General features: G+C 54.2%; 19 protein-coding genes and 1 tRNA gene. 10 read left to right on the top strand and 10 right to left on the bottom strand.

Features of this window, described 5'->3' with window-relative positions; all coding sequences use genetic code 11:
- Positions 1 to 3: 3 nt before the first annotated feature.
- From OCL06_RS11755 to OCL06_RS11745, 3 genes are all read left to right on the top strand, one after another.
- Positions 4 to 79, top strand: a tRNA-Val gene (locus tag OCL06_RS11755).
- Between the two features lie 202 nt (positions 80 to 281).
- Complete coding sequence (locus OCL06_RS11750; RefSeq protein ID WP_262994739.1) at positions 282 to 710, top strand: DUF2383 domain-containing protein; 429 nt, start codon at positions 282 to 284, stop codon at positions 708 to 710.
- 297 nt (positions 711 to 1,007) lie between these two features.
- Complete coding sequence (locus OCL06_RS11745) at positions 1,008 to 2,633, top strand: response regulator (protein WP_262994737.1); 1,626 nt, start codon at positions 1,008 to 1,010, stop codon at positions 2,631 to 2,633.
- An 8-nt stretch (positions 2,634 to 2,641) separates the two neighbouring features.
- Here OCL06_RS11745 and OCL06_RS11740 read toward each other — a convergent pair whose 3' ends face one another.
- A complete protein-coding gene (locus tag OCL06_RS11740) occupies positions 2,642 to 3,193 on the bottom strand; it encodes a GNAT family N-acetyltransferase (RefSeq protein WP_262994735.1) in 552 nt (183 codons plus the stop codon).
- Positions 3,194 to 3,206: 13 nt separating this feature from the next.
- The gene (gene moaA / locus OCL06_RS11735) at positions 3,207 to 4,175 is read right to left on the bottom strand and encodes a GTP 3',8-cyclase MoaA (protein WP_262994733.1); all 969 of its coding nucleotides are present in this window, start codon (positions 4,173 to 4,175) and stop codon (positions 3,207 to 3,209) included.
- Positions 4,176 to 4,466: 291 nt separating this feature from the next.
- Here moaA and OCL06_RS11730 point away from each other — a divergent pair, with 291 nt between their 5' ends.
- From OCL06_RS11730 to OCL06_RS11720, 3 genes are all read left to right on the top strand, one after another.
- Positions 4,467 to 6,266: an ABCB family ABC transporter ATP-binding protein/permease gene (locus OCL06_RS11730; RefSeq protein ID WP_262994731.1), complete on the top strand. Its 1,800-nt coding sequence runs from the start codon at positions 4,467 to 4,469 to the stop codon at positions 6,264 to 6,266.
- Positions 6,263 to 6,475 (top strand): DUF3820 family protein, encoded by a 213-nt coding sequence (locus OCL06_RS11725; RefSeq protein WP_262994729.1) that lies wholly within the window; start codon positions 6,263 to 6,265, stop codon positions 6,473 to 6,475. Before OCL06_RS11730 ends, OCL06_RS11725 begins: the two co-directional genes overlap by 4 nt.
- 114 nt (positions 6,476 to 6,589) lie before the next feature.
- Positions 6,590 to 6,937, top strand: coding sequence for a hypothetical protein (locus tag OCL06_RS11720; RefSeq protein ID WP_262994727.1), 348 nt, complete (start codon positions 6,590 to 6,592; stop codon positions 6,935 to 6,937).
- Here OCL06_RS11720 and OCL06_RS11715 read toward each other — a convergent pair.
- The 4 genes from OCL06_RS11715 to OCL06_RS11700 all read right to left on the bottom strand — a co-directional run bounded on the left by OCL06_RS11715 (position 6,934) and on the right by OCL06_RS11700 (position 10,527).
- Positions 6,934 to 8,277, bottom strand: coding sequence for a class II 3-deoxy-7-phosphoheptulonate synthase (locus tag OCL06_RS11715; protein WP_262994725.1), 1,344 nt, complete (start codon positions 8,275 to 8,277; stop codon positions 6,934 to 6,936). The genes OCL06_RS11720 and OCL06_RS11715 overlap by 4 nt on opposite strands.
- A gap of 63 nt (positions 8,278 to 8,340) precedes the next feature.
- Positions 8,341 to 9,105 carry an ATP-binding cassette domain-containing protein gene (locus OCL06_RS11710; RefSeq protein WP_262994724.1) on the bottom strand — a complete coding sequence of 255 codons (765 nt, stop codon included), beginning with the start codon at positions 9,103 to 9,105 and terminating at the stop codon, positions 8,341 to 8,343.
- On the bottom strand, positions 9,102 to 10,061 hold the full coding sequence (locus tag OCL06_RS11705) for a FecCD family ABC transporter permease (RefSeq protein ID WP_262994722.1): 960 nt from the start codon (positions 10,059 to 10,061) through the stop codon (positions 9,102 to 9,104). Before OCL06_RS11705 ends, OCL06_RS11710 begins: the two co-directional genes overlap by 4 nt.
- Before the next feature lies 1 nt (position 10,062).
- Positions 10,063 to 10,527: a low molecular weight protein-tyrosine-phosphatase gene (locus OCL06_RS11700; protein WP_262994720.1), complete on the bottom strand. Its 465-nt coding sequence runs from the start codon at positions 10,525 to 10,527 to the stop codon at positions 10,063 to 10,065.
- 119 nt (positions 10,528 to 10,646) lie between these two features.
- On the opposite strand from OCL06_RS11700, the gene pepE reads away from it, so the two are divergent.
- Positions 10,647 to 11,360: a dipeptidase PepE gene (gene pepE / locus OCL06_RS11695; RefSeq protein WP_262994718.1), complete on the top strand. Its 714-nt coding sequence runs from the start codon at positions 10,647 to 10,649 to the stop codon at positions 11,358 to 11,360.
- Here pepE and bioD read toward each other — a convergent pair.
- The 4 genes from bioD to bioB are packed head-to-tail and all read right to left on the bottom strand — an operon-like array spanning position 11,340 to position 15,064.
- Positions 11,340 to 12,011 (bottom strand): dethiobiotin synthase, encoded by a 672-nt coding sequence (gene bioD / locus OCL06_RS11690; RefSeq protein ID WP_262994716.1) that lies wholly within the window; start codon positions 12,009 to 12,011, stop codon positions 11,340 to 11,342. The genes pepE and bioD overlap by 21 nt on opposite strands.
- A gap of 1 nt (position 12,012) precedes the next feature.
- Complete coding sequence (locus OCL06_RS11685; protein WP_262994714.1) at positions 12,013 to 12,807, bottom strand: methyltransferase domain-containing protein; 795 nt, start codon at positions 12,805 to 12,807, stop codon at positions 12,013 to 12,015.
- Positions 12,804 to 13,970, bottom strand: a complete 1,167-nt coding sequence (bioF, locus tag OCL06_RS11680) for an 8-amino-7-oxononanoate synthase (protein WP_262994712.1) — start codon at positions 13,968 to 13,970, stop codon at positions 12,804 to 12,806. Before bioF ends, OCL06_RS11685 begins: the two co-directional genes overlap by 4 nt.
- An 8-nt stretch (positions 13,971 to 13,978) precedes the next feature.
- On the bottom strand, positions 13,979 to 15,064 hold the full coding sequence (gene bioB, locus OCL06_RS11675; RefSeq protein ID WP_262994710.1) for a biotin synthase BioB: 1,086 nt from the start codon (positions 15,062 to 15,064) through the stop codon (positions 13,979 to 13,981).
- A gap of 98 nt (positions 15,065 to 15,162) precedes the next feature.
- Here bioB and bioA point away from each other — a divergent pair, with 98 nt between their 5' ends.
- From bioA to OCL06_RS11660, 3 genes are all read left to right on the top strand, one after another.
- Positions 15,163 to 16,428 (top strand): adenosylmethionine--8-amino-7-oxononanoate transaminase, encoded by a 1,266-nt coding sequence (gene bioA / locus OCL06_RS11670; RefSeq protein ID WP_373318477.1) that lies wholly within the window; start codon positions 15,163 to 15,165, stop codon positions 16,426 to 16,428.
- A gap of 32 nt (positions 16,429 to 16,460) precedes the next feature.
- Entirely contained in the window at positions 16,461 to 16,997 is a 537-nt protein-coding gene (locus OCL06_RS11665) for a DUF2937 family protein (RefSeq protein ID WP_262994709.1), read from the top strand.
- 292 nt (positions 16,998 to 17,289) lie between these two features.
- Positions 17,290 to 17,571, top strand: a complete 282-nt coding sequence (locus tag OCL06_RS11660; protein ID WP_262994707.1) for a hypothetical protein — start codon at positions 17,290 to 17,292, stop codon at positions 17,569 to 17,571.
- The last annotated feature ends 9 nt before the right edge of the window (positions 17,572 to 17,580 follow it).

Below are 17,580 nucleotides of genomic sequence, written 5' to 3'. Positions count from 1 at the left end.
TATGGACGCTTAGCTCAGTTGGGAGAGCATCGCCCTTACAAGGCGAGGGTCACTGGTTCAAGCCCAGTAGCGTCCACCACTCCCCCCTATGTCGTTATCTATCAGAATCGGTTTCCCGACTCAGTTTTTTATTTGATATTCCAGCATTAGTCCGCTTATTGCGCAGACTGAGATTTGCCTATGATCCTCTCTTCCCCTAGTCCCTTATAGAGATACGTTAGTCTCACGACCTTTTAGGTCAAAGTTTACTCATTATTTTCTATAAATTTAAGGAACGAGTTATGGACAAGGGTGCAAAAGTCTTAACGAAATTATGCGAGCTCGACTTCGATGCTATTGAAGCCTACGAAGAAGCAATCCAGCGGCTGGAAGATAAAGGTGTAGCGGATAAGCTTGCGGAGTTTCGGGCAGATCATTTATCTCATACAGATGCATTAAATAAGCTGATAACCGCGCGCAACGAAGAACCTGTTAGCGGACCAGATGCGAAACGGCTGCTTACCGAAGGTAAAGTGGTTATCGCCGATTTACTGGGTGACAAAGCAATTCTTAAAGCCATGGTAGCCAATGAAAAAGTGACGAAAAAAGCCTATGATGAAGCGCGGGATTCTGACTCGCTGAGCCCCGAAGAGAAAGCGCAGGTCACCAAACATTTCGAAGACGAGAAACGTCATCATGACTGGATATCGTCTACCAGCGAGAAGATGTAGCAGTATATCCACGTGACCTATAAGTAAACGCTAAGCAGGCTTATGATACGCATTGTCATCAGTGTATTGCTGCGGGCCTGCTTGCTCCGGGTATTCCCCTAAGCTCACATCCTCCAGTCAAGCGCTTCCGAGTGCGGCCGAATACTACCCGTTAACACGTGTGCCCTTCCCTTCACCGTGCATATAACTTTCACCGCCACCGAACATTTTACCAGATATCGATAATCTTTTACTTCTGGCGGACGATAAACCATTATAACGTTAATGACAGCCACCACGCAGTGACTTAAAAAACCTATGAATATCAAGCTGGCTCGCCAGATGAAAGTTCTGATCGTTGATGATCAGGTACTGGCAAAAGGATACCTGAAATACTCGATGGAAGAGCTCGGCTTTCAGGATATTGAGTACGTTGACCGGGCCAGCCTTGCATTGTCGGCCATACGGCGTGAAAAGTACGACCTTATTCTTTGTGCCTATGATTTGAAACAGGAACAGGAAGGCTATTTTCTTTACGACCAGCTGAAAGAGCAGAATGAACTCCCCCCCAGCACGGCCTTTGTCTTTATCAGTGCGGATACCACCGCAGATATAGTTCACTCTATCGTGGAACTGCAACCCGACGAATTCTTGGCGAAGCCTTTCACCGTGAAGGATCTGGACCGCCGGCTGTCTCGGGTATTGCAGCGCAAGCAGGCCCTGAAGCCTGTTTACGACCTGCTCGAGCACGATCAGTTTGATCCTGCGCTTAATGAAATTGAGCAGTTTCTTACTGAGCCCAAAAATGCCGAGTTTTTCCCGCTGGCTCTGAAAATAAAGGGCGAGTTGCTGCAGGCGTGCAATTACATCGAGCAGGCAAAAGAGTTTTATCAGGCCATCTTAAATGTGCAGAACTTTACCTGGGCTCAGCTGGGTCTGGTCCGTTGCTACATCCAGCTGAATCAGGATGAAGACGCAGAGAAACTCATTCTGAAGCTGGCGTTTGAAAAAGATTCGATGCTGGCTGCCTATGACCTGCTCTCGGCACTGCAAATTAAACTACAGGAGTTTGATGACGCCCTGGAATGCGTTTCTCTGGCGGGGGAAATCTCGCCCCGCAATATCCATCGACATCGTCAGGCTGTTGAATTGTCACGCCTGACCCACGACTACGAAACCCAGTTTGAAGCAGCCAAGAAAGTGGTGAAGTTTGCGAAAAACTCTATCCATGACAAACCCGATATTTACCTGAATGTGGCACGGGCGGGCATCGACTTCGCCATGACTGCCGATGAGGGTCAGACGTCTAAACTTATCAAACAGTCGAACGAATACTTACGGCAGTTAAAAGCCAGCTTCCCGAAAGCCGATATTGAAGAACAGATTAAAGTTATCGATGCCCGCTTGCTGTATTTACAAGATGAGAGCGAGAACGCCAGAGAGTTGCTCGGCCAGTTAAACGACGACACCTGGATAACAGAAAGTATTGAAGCACTGCTCGATAAAGCCAAAGCTTTTCATGAAGTGGGGCTACAGGAGCATGCGCTTAACATTCTGGATATCATTGAAACCCGCTGCAAGAATGATCCTGCCCAGAGTACCTTGTTTCTGCACTATATTCGTCAGGAGCGCAGCGAGAAGGCCGAAATTCAGATGAGCCCGAAAGCCCTGAACAACTCTGCGGTGATTCAGTATCAGCAGGGTGACCTGGCCGAAGCCCTGAAAACCTTTCGTCAGGCCTTTACGCTGATGCCTAAAAACCCGTCTATCGCGCTTAACCTGTTGCAGGCAACGGCACTGGAAATGCGCGACTCGCCCTACAGAGATGATAATATTCAGGCCCTGCTTCACAATTGTATGAAGACAATTGAGTCTGCCAAACTCAATCAGGAGCAGGAACGGCGTTATCAACGTGTAAAATCCGTACTCAGAGACCTGTCCTGAGGCGTTGGTCAGAAGCTTACAATACGGCTGAGGTCCTGGTTGTAAACGACCAGTCGCCCTTGAAATACTTCGTCCTCGTAATCAATTTCATGGCTGTATTCCATGCCCAGCTTTTTCATCACTGCAATGGACGCGGTGTTGTCGGGCGTGGCAGTGGCAGAGAACTTCTCCACCCCCATATCAAATAACGCATCACGCACCGTGCGGGCAGCTTCGGTAGCCAAACCCCGGCCCCAGGTGTGACGTTTGAATCGCCAGCCCAGCTCCAGATTATCGGTTTGCGGGGTCGCGGTGAAGAACAACATAGGACGAACCAGGATCCAGCCGACATCTTCGCTGGTGGCCTTTTCGGTTACCCGCCATACGCCCCATCCCAGTGCCGGGTTACTGAAGGCCTTTATACGGGGAATAAATACCCCGGTAACTTCCTCACGGGTGGTTTTCTTGCCGCCGTTGAGAAAACGCATAACCTCTTCATCCTGGTCGATGGACCACAAAAACTCGGCATCTTTTTCAGACACCGGCTCAAAAGACAGCCGCTCGCTGTCATCAATGTACATCAGGTAACCTCATTTAGCCTCCTAGCATGGCCAGATTACTGGTTGCGCCTGTCATGCCCTCATGCAGATGGTGGGTCGCTTCTTTAGAGACTAGCAGCTGCTGTAAATATTGCTGCAGCCCGGCGACATCGCCTTCCTTCAGATACGGTTGTAAACTCACGCCATGGTCGCTGAACAGACACAAATGTATCTTGCCATTGGCTGCAACTCGCAGCCTGTTACAGGTCTTACAAAAATCTTTACTGTACGGCAGAATTAGCCCTACCCTGCCCGCATAATCCGGATGGTAAAACTCTTCGGCAGGCCCGGCGGCTTTGTGGCGCAACAGTGGCGTCCACCCCCGCTCTGTCAGCCAGCGTCTTACCGGCACCCCGCTTTGGTGCTGGTTGTCAAAAAAGCTGCCCTGATCACCGGTTTGCATTAACTCGATAAACCGCAGCGTGACTGGCGTTTCTTTTAGCCATTCGAGAAACCGCGTCAGCCGGCCTTCTGAAAACTGGCTCATGAGGACCGTGTTCACTTTTACATTGAGTCCGGCATCTATGGCGGTGTTGAGCCCGGCCAACACCTGCTTAAGGCTGTCGTGGCCGGTAATGGCGGCGAACTGATGGGGATCCAGACTATCAATACTGACATTCACTTTATCCAGACCCGCCGCTTTCCATTCACTGGCAAATTTTTGCAGGCGGCCGCCATGGGTGGTCATAGCCACTTCGTCGATACCCGGTGTGCTGGCTGTGGCACGGATAATGTCGGTGAAATCGCGCCGTAAGGATGGCTCGCCGCCGGTCAGGCGCACTTTACTGGTGCCCAAACCCGCAAACGCTGTCAATACAGTGTGTATTTCGCTCAGGTTTAAAAACTGATCAGCCGAAGGGCCCTGATAACCGTTGGGTAAACAATACTGACAACGAAAATTGCAGGCCTCGGTTACCGAAAGCCGCAAATAATGAAATTGTCTGCCGTGGTTATCCTGAAGCAAGCAGCCTCCGTTCATAAAGTTTTTGTTATCGCCGGATTTATCAGCCTGTGGCGCCGATCTCCCCACTCATTGGTAAAGGGGCCGGGTTACCTGATGTAATGCATACATAACCTTCCGGCCCATTTGTGCACAGACTAACCATGCCATAGAATACGCCGCCGATAAATGCTGTACAACGTATCACGCATGTATCTTCATACTTTTTACTACGTAAGCAGAGCTAAAAGGTTACACTGCCACTGAATTAGAACGCCGCTACCGGCAATTAATTAAAGGTTTTTAATACTTATTATGCGACGTCATCACGCCTCCCCCAATGCCGACGCGCCAATTCGCTGGGACGTATTTAAGCAGTTGTGGCCGTATCTCATGGAGTTTCGGCAGCGGGTCGCACTGGCACTGCTGTGCCTGATTGGTGCGAAGGTGGCGAGCATCGGATTGCCCTATGTCCTGAAGTATGCGGTAGACAGCCTGAACGAAGCCGATACCACCACTATGGTGCTGGCGGTGCCCCTCGCACTGGTCGCCGCGTATGGCACGCTACGCTTACTGAATGTGTTGCTGGGCGAGGTACGGGATACCCTGTTCGGGCGCGTCACCGAGCGCGCTATGCGAAGACTTGGCCTGTCTGTATTCCGACACCTGCATAAACTGGATCTCGGCTTTCACCTGTCTCGCCAGACCGGTGGTTTGTCACGCGATATCGAGCGTGGCACAAGTGGCGTCAGCTTTCTGATGCGTTTTATGGTATTTAATATTGGTCCCACCCTGTTCGAAATCGCCGTGGTGGTGGTTCTGCTGCTTACCCAGTACGGGCCGTCTTTCGCGCTAATTATCCTGATATCAGTCATTCTTTACGTGGGCTTTACCATGAAAGCCACCCACTGGCGCACGCGCTACGTCACGCTGATGAATCAGGCCGATTCGTCCACCAACTCTCGCGCCGTGGACAGCCTGCTTAACTTTGAAACGGTTAAATATTTCAATAACGAAGATTTTGAAGCGCGCCGGTATGATGAAGATCTTGCCAGCTGGGAACAGGCCCGGCGCAAGAACAGGCTGTCGTTATTTGCTCTAAACGGTGGTCAGGCATTTATTATTGCCGTGGCGATGACGGCCATGATGGGCAATGCGGCATTGGGTGTGGCCCGGGGAGAAATGACCATCGGTGATTTCGTGCTAATTAATGCCTTCACGATGCAGATTTTCATGCCCCTGAATTTTCTGGGTTTTGTGTACCGGGAGATTCGTGGTTCACTGGCCAATATTGATAACCTGTTTCAGTTGCTGGATAAAACCCCGAAAGTGAAAGACGGTGAGCAGGCTACCCAGCTTACGGTGAGCCGGGGCGAAGTGCGCTTTAATAACGTCAGTTTTGCTTACTCACCCGCCCGCCCTATCCTGCGGGATATCAGCTTTACCGTGAAGCCCGGCCAGAAGATAGCCATTGTCGGTGAAAGTGGCGCCGGGAAAAGTACGTTAATGAAGCTCTTGTATCGCTTTTACGACCCGGACGGTGGCAGTATCACCATTGACCAGCAGGACATTCGTGAGGTTACCCAGCATTCACTGCGGCGCCACTTAGGTATTGTCCCGCAGGACACGGTGCTGTTTAACGACAGTCTGATTGAAAATATCCGCTACGGTCAGCCGGACGCCAGCGACGCCGAGGTGCATGAGGTGGTGGCACTGGCCCACCTTAGCGACTTTGTGGCCTCCTTGCCGGATAAACTCGACACCCAGGTAGGAGAACGGGGACTTAAACTCTCCGGTGGCGAAAAACAGCGGGTTGCGATTGCCCGCGCATTGCTGAAAAGACCGGAAATTTTGATTTTCGATGAGGCCACTTCTTCCCTCGACAGTCAGTCGGAAGCTGCCATCCTACACGCCTTGCGCGACGCAGCGAAAAATCACACCAGTCTGGTGATTGCGCACCGGCTATCTACCGTTGTCGATGCCGATGCCATCCTGGTGATGCATCAGGGCCATATAGTGGAAACCGGCACCCACCAGCAACTGCTGGCACAGGGCGGCAGGTATGCCAGTCTCTGGACTGCGCAACAGAAGCAACAACACAAGGAGTCTGTATGAATCCGGAAGTCGTGAAAGCCGCGGTGAACCAGACCATGCCGTTTGGTAAATACGCCGGCCGTAAATTATTCCATTTGCCCGAACCCTATCTGGTCTGGTTTCATGGGCAGGGCTTTCCTCCTGGCAAACTGGGCGAGCAACTGGCGTTACTCTATGAGATAAAACTCAACGGTCTGGAGTCGGTGGTGGCGCCGCTGCTGGATGACTAGCGGTATCTCCAGCGAAGACGGAGCCCCGGCCCGAAGGGGTTAACGGTAATCCAGATCCTAATTACACCTATAGTAAGAGTACCGTCAGGTCGTCGGTAATACAGTCAGGTTATTATGTACGCCAGAGCAAAAAAGCAACGAGAACAGGAAATAGACAGCCGCATCCATATTATTCATCAGGCAATTGCGAACAAAGTGCTGGCTGCGCCCCATTATCTGAAACAGGCTCGCGATACGCTGGAGAAGCGATATGCAGAAGGGTTAATCCGTTATGGCAGCTACCTGTTATGGGACAGCATTTTGCTGCAGGCAGAGAGTTCGCCGGAAACGTTTAAGGCGTTACTGTTAGCGCAGGACAAGCGCACCGCCAGTTTGCGTCGGCATACTATATTTACCGGTGTGCTGACCGAGTCAGAGCGGGAACACGCGCTGGCAGCGAACGCCACCAGCGGTAACGATTAACCCTTACGCAGGTGATCGGCCACCAGAAAGGCCATTTCCAGTACCTGATCGGCGTTCAGGCGCGGGTCGCACTGGGTTTTATAGGCTTCGGCCAGATCATCATCACTAATCTGATAGGCGCCGCCGGTACACTCGGTAACATGCTGCCCGGTCATCTCCAGATGAATGCCGCCCGCGTGGGTGCCTTCCGCTTCATGGGCAGCGAAGAACTGCCGAATTTCGCTGAGGATGGCGTCAAAGTTACGGGTTTTAAAGCCACTTGAGGCTTTAAACGTATTGCCGTGCATGGGGTCGGAGCTCCACACCACATGTCGTCCTTCCTGCTTCACGCGGCGCAACAGCCGGGGCAGATTCTGCTCCAGTTTGTCGGCGCCCATCCGGGTGATCAGCGTCAGCCGGCCCGGATCGTTGTCCGGATTCAGGGCGTCGATAAGCCAGATAAGCTCATCTTCTTCCATGCCCGGCCCCACTTTAACGCCGACCGGATTATGGATTCCCCGGAAAAACTCAATGTGGGCATGGTCAAGCTGGCGGGTGCGCTCGCCAATCCATACCATGTGCGCAGAGCAGTTGTAGGGTTTGCCGGTCAGCGTATCGGTGCGGGTAAGTGCCTGTTCATAGTTCAGCAATAACGCTTCATGGGACGTAAACAACGAAGTTTCATGCAGCACCGGCGTATTGCCGGCATTAATGCCAAGTACGTCCATAAACTCCAGGGTGTCCTGGATCCGGCGCGCCATGTCGTGATAGCGCTCTTTCAGGGGATTGTTCTCAACGAACGCCATGTTCCAGCGGTTCACCTGATGCAGATCGGCCAGCCCGCCCTGGGCAAACGCGCGCAGTAAGTTCAGCGTAGACGCACTGCGGTGGTAGGCATCCAGCATACGGTTCGGATCCGGACGACGTGACTCAGGCGTAAACTCAAAACTATTGATAATGTCACCGCGGTAGCTGGGTAACGCCACCCCATCGATGGTTTCAAAATCTGACGAGCGGGGTTTCGCGTACTGTCCGGCCATACGGGCAACTTTGGTCACCGGGCAGCGGCCTGCAAAAGTCAGCACAATGGCCATTTGCAACAGGACTTTAAAGGTGTCGCGGATCTTGGGGGCATTGAATTCGTCGAATGACTCAGCGCAATCGCCGCCCTGCAATAAAAACCCTTTGCCCATACTGACATCGCTAAGTTGCCGGCGCAGCTCGCGGGTTTCCTCAGCAAATACCAGCGGCGGGTACTGACTTAACGTTTGTTCTACCTGAGCCAGTTGTTCTTTATCTTCATACGCAGGTTGCTGGAGGATAGGTTTCGCTCTCCAGCTGTCGGGTTGCCAGTTTTGCACGAATTCTCCTTGGGTGTATTCGGGATCAGCGACACGCTTTAATTAAACGTAACTTTACCACAACTAGGGCAAGACAATAGGGTCACAAACGTGAATTTGCAGAAAGTTTCGTTGCTCAGTTACAGCGAAATGGCAATCGAAGGTGGCGTACAGATTTGCTTCAGTGAGAACCTCACGGGGGGCGCCCTGACAGACAAGCTGCCCCTGTTTCAGCAACCACACACAATCAGCATGATTAGCACTCAGGCCGATATCATGACAGGACAGTACCACCGTATTGCCCCACCCACTGAGCTTTCGGCTAAGCGCCAGAAAACCGAACTGATGTTTAACATCGAGCCCCTGCAACGGCTCATCGAGGAGTATGATGCCCTGCCCGTCACAAATAGCAGGCCACACCTGCAGCAACGACCGGGTTAGTTCCACCCGCTGGCGCTCGCCGCCAGACAGCGCGGTGATTGGCCGCGACAGCAAGTGCCGCACTTCCAGCGTCTGCTCCAGCAAGTCTGGCACCGTGGGCTGGGCGGGTGCAGCATAGAAGCGCAGATAGTCGCTTACCGGGATCGCAAACGCGGCATAGCTATGCTGACCCAAATAGCTACGAAAACCGGCCAGTTGGGTAAGCGACAGACGGGCAAGGTCCTCATTGCCAATACTGCAGCGTCCGGAATCCGGTGTGCTGATCCCTGCCAGGATCTCCAGCAGCGATGATTTACCTGCGCCATTCGCGCCCAGCAAATGAGTACAGCTGCCGGCAGCAAACGCCCCGGTTATCGGTGTTATTCGCTCGCTGAGCGAAGCAGAGTACACCCCAAGCGTCTGACTCATCGCCACTGCCCCCGGTAAATCGCCCACAGCAACAGCGGCCCGCCCAACGTGGCGGTAATCATGGAGACCGGCAAGGTGATCACGCCTAACCATTCTGTTGCTGCGCCGACAGTGAGTAAAAACAGCGCCCCGCACAAGGCGGATGCCGGCAATATTAAGCGGTTATCAAACCCCAGTGCGAGGCGCAGCAGGTGCGGCACCAGTAACCCCAAAAAGGCAATGGAACCGGCCACAGACACGGCTGCACCTACCCCGACGGAGGCGGCAAGCAGGCTCCGCTGAATAATTTTCTGAGGGCTCACCCCGGCGGCGATAGCGGCATGGTCGCCGGCATACAGCCAGTTCAGGGCTTTTGCCGCACGAATTTGCACAACACAACTGACCAGCATAATGGGGCCGGCCACCACCAGAATGGTGCCGTCGGCCTGATATAAACTCCCCATCAGCCAGAAGGTGAGGTTGCGCAATGACTGGGCATCGCTGAACAGATAAAGCCAGGCGATGACCGCGCCAGAGAGTGTTGCAATAGCAATACCGGCAAGAATAACCGCCACTGTGGCCTGTTGCAGTTTGCGGGCCAGCCTATAAATAAACCAGGTACTCGCCATCGCGCCAACAAAGCAGCCCAGTGGCAGCAGATAATAGAAGTGTTCAGCCATGACAACCGGCGCGGTGAGAATTAACACCGCAGCCACCAGACTGGCGCCACTGGTTACCCCGATAATGCCCGGGTCGGCCAGCGGGTTACGTAACACCACCTGCAGGGTCGCGGCACTGACAGTCAGTACCGCGCCGGTCAGGGCCGCTGTGAGAATAAGCGGCAACTGCAACGAGGTAAATATATGCCATTTGAGGTCGTGTGCCAGATCGCTGGCAAGCGTAGAAGCGGCGATGAGGGCAACCATCCCCGCACACCCCAGCCCTAAGCCTCCCAGCACACCACCACGGCCGGGCATACTAGCGGCTTAACTCACGAATCAGGCCTGCGGAGGCTGCCTCAATTAAATCGAGCACCAGTTCAAAGCCCTGCTTGCCCCCGTAGTAGGGGTCGGGAACCTCGGTATGCTCACTGTCAGCAAACGACAAAAACAGCCGGATTTTGTCATGGTACTCCGCCGGGGCCATGGCTTTGAGGTTTTCCAGATTGCTGTTGTCCATTGCCAGAATATAATCGTAAGTGGCAAAGTCCCGGTCTTCCACCCGGCGGCATTTCAGTCCTTTGAACGAGTAGCCCCGCGCAGATCCGGCTGTCTGCGAGCGTTTATCTGGCTGTTTGCCAATGTGATATCCATGGGTCCCGGCGGAGTCGATAGTGATATCGAGTTTCGCCTGGGCCGCCATGTGACGAAACACGGCTTCTGCAGTAGGCGAACGACAGATATTGCCCAGGCAGACAAACAAAACGGACGGCTTTTTAGACATAATATAACCCTATCGAATGCGGCCAAAGAAAATGAAAAATACCGGCGTTTCCAGTGAGCGGCTAAACTTACCGCTCGCTTTAAAGTATGATTACGCCAGTTTAATTACACGGAGCCATTATGACTGCACATGTACTGATGTTAAGCAGCTCCCGGCAGGGTGACGAGGGCTACCTCGAACACGCCAGGGCGCATATTCTGGCACACTTGGGCGAGCGGCGCGAGCTACTGTTTGTACCTTACGCCGCAGTAACGAAGAGCTACGACGCCTACGTCGAGGCCGTTCAGGCTGCGCTGCCTGAGTGTCAGGTCACAGGGTTACACCGCGCCGACGATCCGGTAGCGGCTATTCGTCAGGCCCGGGCTCAGGGGCAGGCAATTCTGACCGGCGGTGGCAATACGTTCCACCTGTTACACACGCTGTACGAACAGCAGCTTATTACTCCGTTACAGGAGGCGATTGCAGAGGGCACCCCCTATATTGGCTGGAGTGCCGGCTCTAATATCTGTGGGGTAAGTATTCGGACCACCAATGATATGCCGATTATTGCGCCGCCCAGTTTTGATGCGCTGGGCGTGGTGCCATTTCAGCTCAACCCCCACTACACCGATTACCAGCCCCCCGGCTTCAATGGTGAAACCCGTGATCAGCGTCTGGCCGAGTTTTCTGTGCTCAACCCAACCATGCCGGTGGTAGGTATCCGCGAGGGTACCGCGTTGCTGCTGACCGACGGAAAACTAAGTTTGGTGGGCGAACAAGGCGGCTTCATCTTTACCGGTAACGGTAAGTGGCCTATAGCCCCGGGAGAGGACTTAACAGAGCTGCTTAATTAAAGCTGCCATGGCTGCCTCGTCCGGCGCCCCCTGATACGGCACTTCTGCCAGCAGGGGCGCGGGCATCAACTGTTCGAGGGTGGCCAGATTCTGCGCATAGCGCGCCATGTCTGGCTGTACCTGATTGGCAATCCACCCGGTTATAGTCAGACCGTCCCTTTGTACCGCCTCGGCAGTAAGTAATGCATGATTAAGACAACCCAGTCGCATGCCTACCACAATAATCACCGGTAACTTAAGCGCGGCGACCACATCCGACAAATAGCGACCGTCGCCAATGGGCAATCGCCAGCCGCCCGCGCCTTCCATAATCAGTAAATCCGGTGTCTGACGGGCAATGTGTTGCAACCCTGACTCAATGGTCGCGGTACTGATCACCGTGCCTGCCTCTTCAGCAGCGATATGCGGCGCGACAGGGGGCGTAAATGCAATAGGATTTACGGTGGACAGTGGCAGCGCCAGCGAGCCGGCGCGTTGCAGCTGCACGGCGTCGTCGTTGACCAACTCGCCGTCAATCACGTCACACCCCGCCGACACCGGCTTATAACCCGCCGACCGTTTGCCCAGCTGCGCCGCTGCCTGTAACAGTAATGAAGACACATAGGTTTTACCGACGTCAGTATCGGTCCCGGTCACGAAATATGCTGCCATACTATTTTTCCAGAATCAGATGAGAGACACGGTAAGTAAGAGGAAAGCCGGTAGCCTTCGCGTTCAGCGCCCGGTACGTCATAGCCAGTTTTTGCAGATCCTGGCGGGTGAGTGACTTCCCAGGCGAGGCGGTCACCCCCGCGCCGGTATTACGGATAGAGCGCAGTAAATCAAGCAGCGTGGGGTGCGTATCCGTGTAGGCAGTCTGCGTGGCGTCGCGTACAGTAAACCCGGCTTGCAACGCGGCTTGCCGCCAATGTTCATGACTGGCCTGCGGGTTACTGCGACGACCCAGTCCGGCCACCCGGCGAGCCTGCTCAAGCTCAGCGAATGACCCAGCTACCATAATTGCCAGCACTGCCTGACCACCTGGTTTCAGGACCCGGCGGCACTCGCTCAGCGCTTGTAACGGTGAGGCGCACCATTGCAATGCCATGGAGGAAAAAAGCCAGTCGAATGTTTCGGTTTGAAAAGGCATAGCCTCGGCCTCGCCCACCTGAAACGCAATGTCAGGGTAGCGGCGGGCAGCCAGCGCAACCATGCCATCTGCCATATCCAATCCGTGAACCTTAGCCCCCCGTGCCGCCAGGGCTGCGGTATGAATACCCGTACCGCAGCCCACATCCAGCACCTTGTCGGCCGGTTTGCAGGTTAATGACCTCAGGGCGTGGCTGGCAACTCGCTGCTGTACCCGCGCATGGGCTTCATAGGTCGTGGCAGAGCGGCTAAACGACTCGGCCACTCTATCCAGGCGCACTGCCGGTGTTGCCGTCGAAGGTGTCGAAGGCGCGGTCATGGGGAGACCTCCCCGGCGCTTAGCATCAGCGCGTCGCAGAGCACATCAATATCCTGTGTCTGATGCAGGGCGCTCAGTGTAATACGCAGGCGGTCTGTGCCTTTCGGTACCGTAGGGTGGCGCATCGCGGTGACCCAGATACCCCGGCGACGCACGGCTTCACTCATCGCCACCGCCCGTTTGGGATCGCCGATAACTATAGGCTGTATGGCGCTGTCTGAGTCCATCAGCGAAAGACCACACTCTTGTGCCCGTTGCCGGAAGTAACGAATATTTTCATGCAGCGCTGCGCGGGCACTGCCGTCTTCAAGACAGGTCAGTGACGACAGGGTGGCAATGGCCTGTGCCGGTGGCATTGCCGTGGAATAAATATAATGGCGGGCGTGGTTTATCAGATAATCAATAAGCACCTGACTGCCGGCAATGAACGCGCCGCCGGTACCAATCGCCTTGCCGAATGTGGCCATGAGTACCGGCACGTCGGTATGAGCGAGCCCGGCGGCTTCTGCCGTGCCCAGACCGTTTTCCCCCAGCACCCCAAAGCCGTGGGCATCATCCAGCATAAACCAGGCATCATGTCTGGCCGCGAGCTGGCTGAGTTCGGCCACCGGCGCAGTATCGCCGTCCATGCTGAATACCCCTTCGCTGGCCAGTAGCTTATCTGCGTGGGAGGCAGCATGAAGACGCTTATCGGCATGGGTCACATCATTATGGCTAAAACGGGTCAGAGTAGCATCAGAACTTAGCGCGCCGTCAATAAACGAGGCGTGCATCAGTTTATCGGCCACAATGTCTCCCCCACTGGCAAACAGCGCCTGACAAATGGCCTGATTAGCCGCAAACCCGGAATTAAACAACAAAACCGCTTCACGCTGCAGTTTATCCGCCAGCCAGGCTTCCAGTGCCAGATGTGCCTGGCTGTACCCGGTCACCAGCGGTGAGCCGCCACTGCCGCCGCCAAACTGGGCCAGCCCTTCTACCCAGGCCTGCAGGACACTTTGGTTCTGGCGCATTCCTAAATAGTCATTGCTGGCAAAGTTCAGATAATGGTCACCATCAATATTAATGACTGCATCTTTCTCATAATGCTGACAATGCCGTGTGCGCAGGTAGCCTTCCTGCGCACGGTCACGCAGCGAACGCCCCAGCCAGTCGAATGCCATGCGCCGGGCTACCCGTTGCTGCGCGTCACCGCGCTGGCATCGTAAAACAGGTTGTCGGCAGTTTGACCGGATATTTCATCGGCCAGCGCCTGTTCGTGCGCTTCGTCGGAATAATCGCGGATACGCTCAGTATTAATGCCCAGCTTTTTGAACAGCAGCACATCTTCGTGGGTATCCGGGTTGGACGTGGTCAGCAGTTTGCAGCCGTAAAAGATAGAGTTTGCGCCGGCCATAAAACACAGCGCTTGCATTTGCTCGTTCATTGCCTCGCGGCCCGCCGACAAGCGGACATGGGAAGCTGGCATCATGATCCGCGCCACGGCGATGGTACGGATGAATTCAAACGGCTCTAAATCTTCGACCTCATCCAGCGGGGTGCCCTTCACTTTCACCAGCATGTTAATAGGCACACTCTGTGGCTGTTCAGGCAGGTTGGCCAGCTGAATAAGCAGGCTGGCGCGGTCACCGGCGCTTTCGCCCATCCCCACTATGCCCCCCGAGCATACGTTCATGCCCGCTTCCCGGACATTTTGCAGCGTATCCAGACGATCCTGATAAGTACGGGTAGTAATGATATCGCCGTAATACTCAGGTGAGGTGTCCAGGTTATGATTATAGTAGTCGAGACCAGCCTGTTTCAGCGCCAACGCCTGATCCCGGTTCAACATGCCCAATGTCATGCAGGTTTCCAGTCCCAGCTTTTTGACTTCCTCAACCATCTTGATGACATAGGGCATATCCCTTTCTTTGGGATTACGCCATGCTGCGCCCATGCAGAACCGGGTTGAGCCGGTGCGCTTGGCGTCTTTGGCGCGCTCAATAACCTTTTCGATTTCCAGTAGGCGCTCTTTTTCCAGTCCGGTATCATAACGGGCACTTTGCGGACAATATTTACAGTCTTCCGGGCACGCGCCGGTCTTAATCGACAAAAGCGTGCTCACCTGCACTTCATTGGGATCAAAATACTGGCGGTGAATTGACTGCGCTTTGAACAGCAGATCATTAAACGGCATGGTAAACAGTGCTTCGACTTCCTCTGGGGTCCAGTCGTGGCGAATGTCGTTCGGTGTTGCGGGGCGCATGGCGGCGGTCATAGCCTGTCCTTTACTAATTCAGAATGCTGGCTTAGTCTATGCGCGTCGTGAAAGTTGTCAACTCTGACCAATTGGAAACCTTAACTAATGATTAAATTTTGAACAGTATAGATTTCGATAAACAACATATCTGGCATCCGTATACCTCAGCTGTGAACCCGCTGCCCTGCTATGAAGTCACCGGCGCACAAGGGGCCGAGTTGACCCTGGCTTCCGGCGAAACCGTCGTTGACGGCATGTCCAGTTGGTGGGCAGCTATTCACGGGTATAACCACCCTGAGCTGAACGCGGCGGCGCACCAACAGATTGATGCCTTCTCTCATGTGATGTTCGGCGGGCTGACCCATGCGCCGGCCGTGTCACTATGCCGTCGCTTACTGGAGATGGTGCCAGCCGGACTGCAGCGGGTCTTTCTGGCTGACTCCGGCTCCGTATCGGTGGAGGTGGCCATTAAAATGGCGATCCAGTACTGGGCCTGCCAGGGACGATCTGAGAAACACCGTATAGTGTCGCCGCGCAATGGCTATCACGGCGACACCTTTGCCGCCATGTCGGTATGCGATCCGGTAAACGGTATGCACAGCTTATTTTCCAGTGTGCTGAGTAAGCAAATTTTCGCCCCTGCCCCCCAGACCCGGTTCGGACAAACCTTCAGCGAAGACGACATATTGCCATTACAGGAGTTGTTTGAGCAGCACCACCACGAGATGGCCGCGCTGATCTTAGAACCCATTGTGCAGGGTGCCGGCGGGATGCGTATGTATCATCCCGAGTATTTACGCCGGTGTCGCCAGCTGTGTGATACCTACGACGTGCTGCTTATTTGTGACGAAATTGCCACCGGGTTTGGCCGCACCGGAAAGCTGTTCGCCTGTGAGCATGCTGATATCAGCCCGGATATCCTGTGTCTCGGCAAAGCACTGACCGGGGGCTACATGACTCTGGCTGCCACCCTGTGCACAGAAGACGTGGCTCAGGGGGTGTGTCAGGGTGAACCCGGGGTATTTATGCACGGGCCAACCTATATGGGCAATCCGTTGGCATGTGCCGTTGCCGGCGCCAGTCTGGCGATTATCCAGACCGGCGCCTGGCAACAGCAGGTCGCTCGCATTGAACGTCAGTTACAGGCCACTTTGCCTGCCTGTCTGAATTTACCGGCGGTGGCCGATGTGCGAATTTTAGGCGCTATCGGGGTGGTGGAAACCCGCCAGCCCGTCGATGTCGCGCGCATCCAGAAGCACTTTATAAAAGCCGGCGTGTGGATCCGACCGTTTGGGAAACTGGTATATATCATGCCTCCCTATATTATTAGTGAGGCTCAGCTGCAGCAGCTGACCGATGCCATATACCGGGCACTTAGCTAACCTGCCCGGTGGCTTAACGCAGGAGGAACAGCATGGGCATGATGATTCGGGTTCTGGATAAAATTGTATTTACTGCCCTGTTCCTTACTGCCTTGCAGGTGCCTATTCTGGCCGATCACTACCGTCAGTATCTGAGCGGTTTTTATGATGCTACCGACCAGCAGGTGTCGCAGTACCGCGCGCTCGCAGATCAATTCGGCTATGACTCGGTCCGGACACTGATTGAAACGTTGCGGCAGAACCCCGATCCGGTGGTGCAGCAGGATGCCAGCAACAAAGCAGAAACTGTAGCCAGCCTGGATGCCCTCCAGGAAGGGCTGCAAGTATTATCGGAAGGCCACTATTATGAACAGGCCTGGTATATGTTGCATCCGAGTCAGAATGCGACGCTCAACCGGGTGCTGGACAACTTCGCGCCGTCCGTGCCGTTAAACCCCAACGCCGTGTTATTCAGCCTCATCACGGCCATCGCCCTGAATATGTTCATTTGGGCGCCGTTCTGGTGCGCAGGTAAAGTACGTCACTGGCATCGTCACCGCCATCATCATCACCACCCCGCTCAACACTAACCGTGAAAGGCCTGCACGGTGCGTGCAGGGCTTACAACCCGGCCCGAAAACTCTGTTAGCGGCATACCTGCGCTTTTGCATGGCGTCTCAGACCGTCCATCTACCACTATGGCCTGCCTATAGAGCTGCGGCTACACGCAGAATTCTCTCGCCGCTGCCAGATAGGTATTGATTTTGCTACCTATGGTGTTAAGGACGCACCTTATGGCCTGTAATTCTGCTCTATGTTTATAGACAGGCGAGGCAGCACAGGTGCTGTAAGCGAGATAGCAGTTGTAAAAAGGTGGTTACCATGAAAAATGAAAATACCCAATTGATTGGCCAGGCGTTGCAAATAAGAGACAAGATTTTTGCCAAACGCCACAGTATTCCCAATAACCTTCAGGGAGAGTGGCAAAAGCTGGCTGAGAAGACCGCGTGTTTTGATTCCACCCGCTTGTTCAATGGCGCGGTAAAAGGTTCCCCGGCCAAAAAACCCTGCGTATTTCGTGGCAGCGCCAGCGAACTCAGCAAGCTGATTTCAAAGCTTAAAGCATTCAACGTGAAACTGACGCAAAGCCAGTTTCACCACTAAACCGCAGCT

Source organism: Alteromonas salexigens (genome assembly GCF_025628895.1).
In the GTDB taxonomy this organism is placed as follows: domain Bacteria; phylum Pseudomonadota; class Gammaproteobacteria; order Enterobacterales; family Alteromonadaceae; genus Alteromonas; species Alteromonas salexigens.
This window is presented reverse-complemented; position numbering and strand designations above follow the sequence as displayed.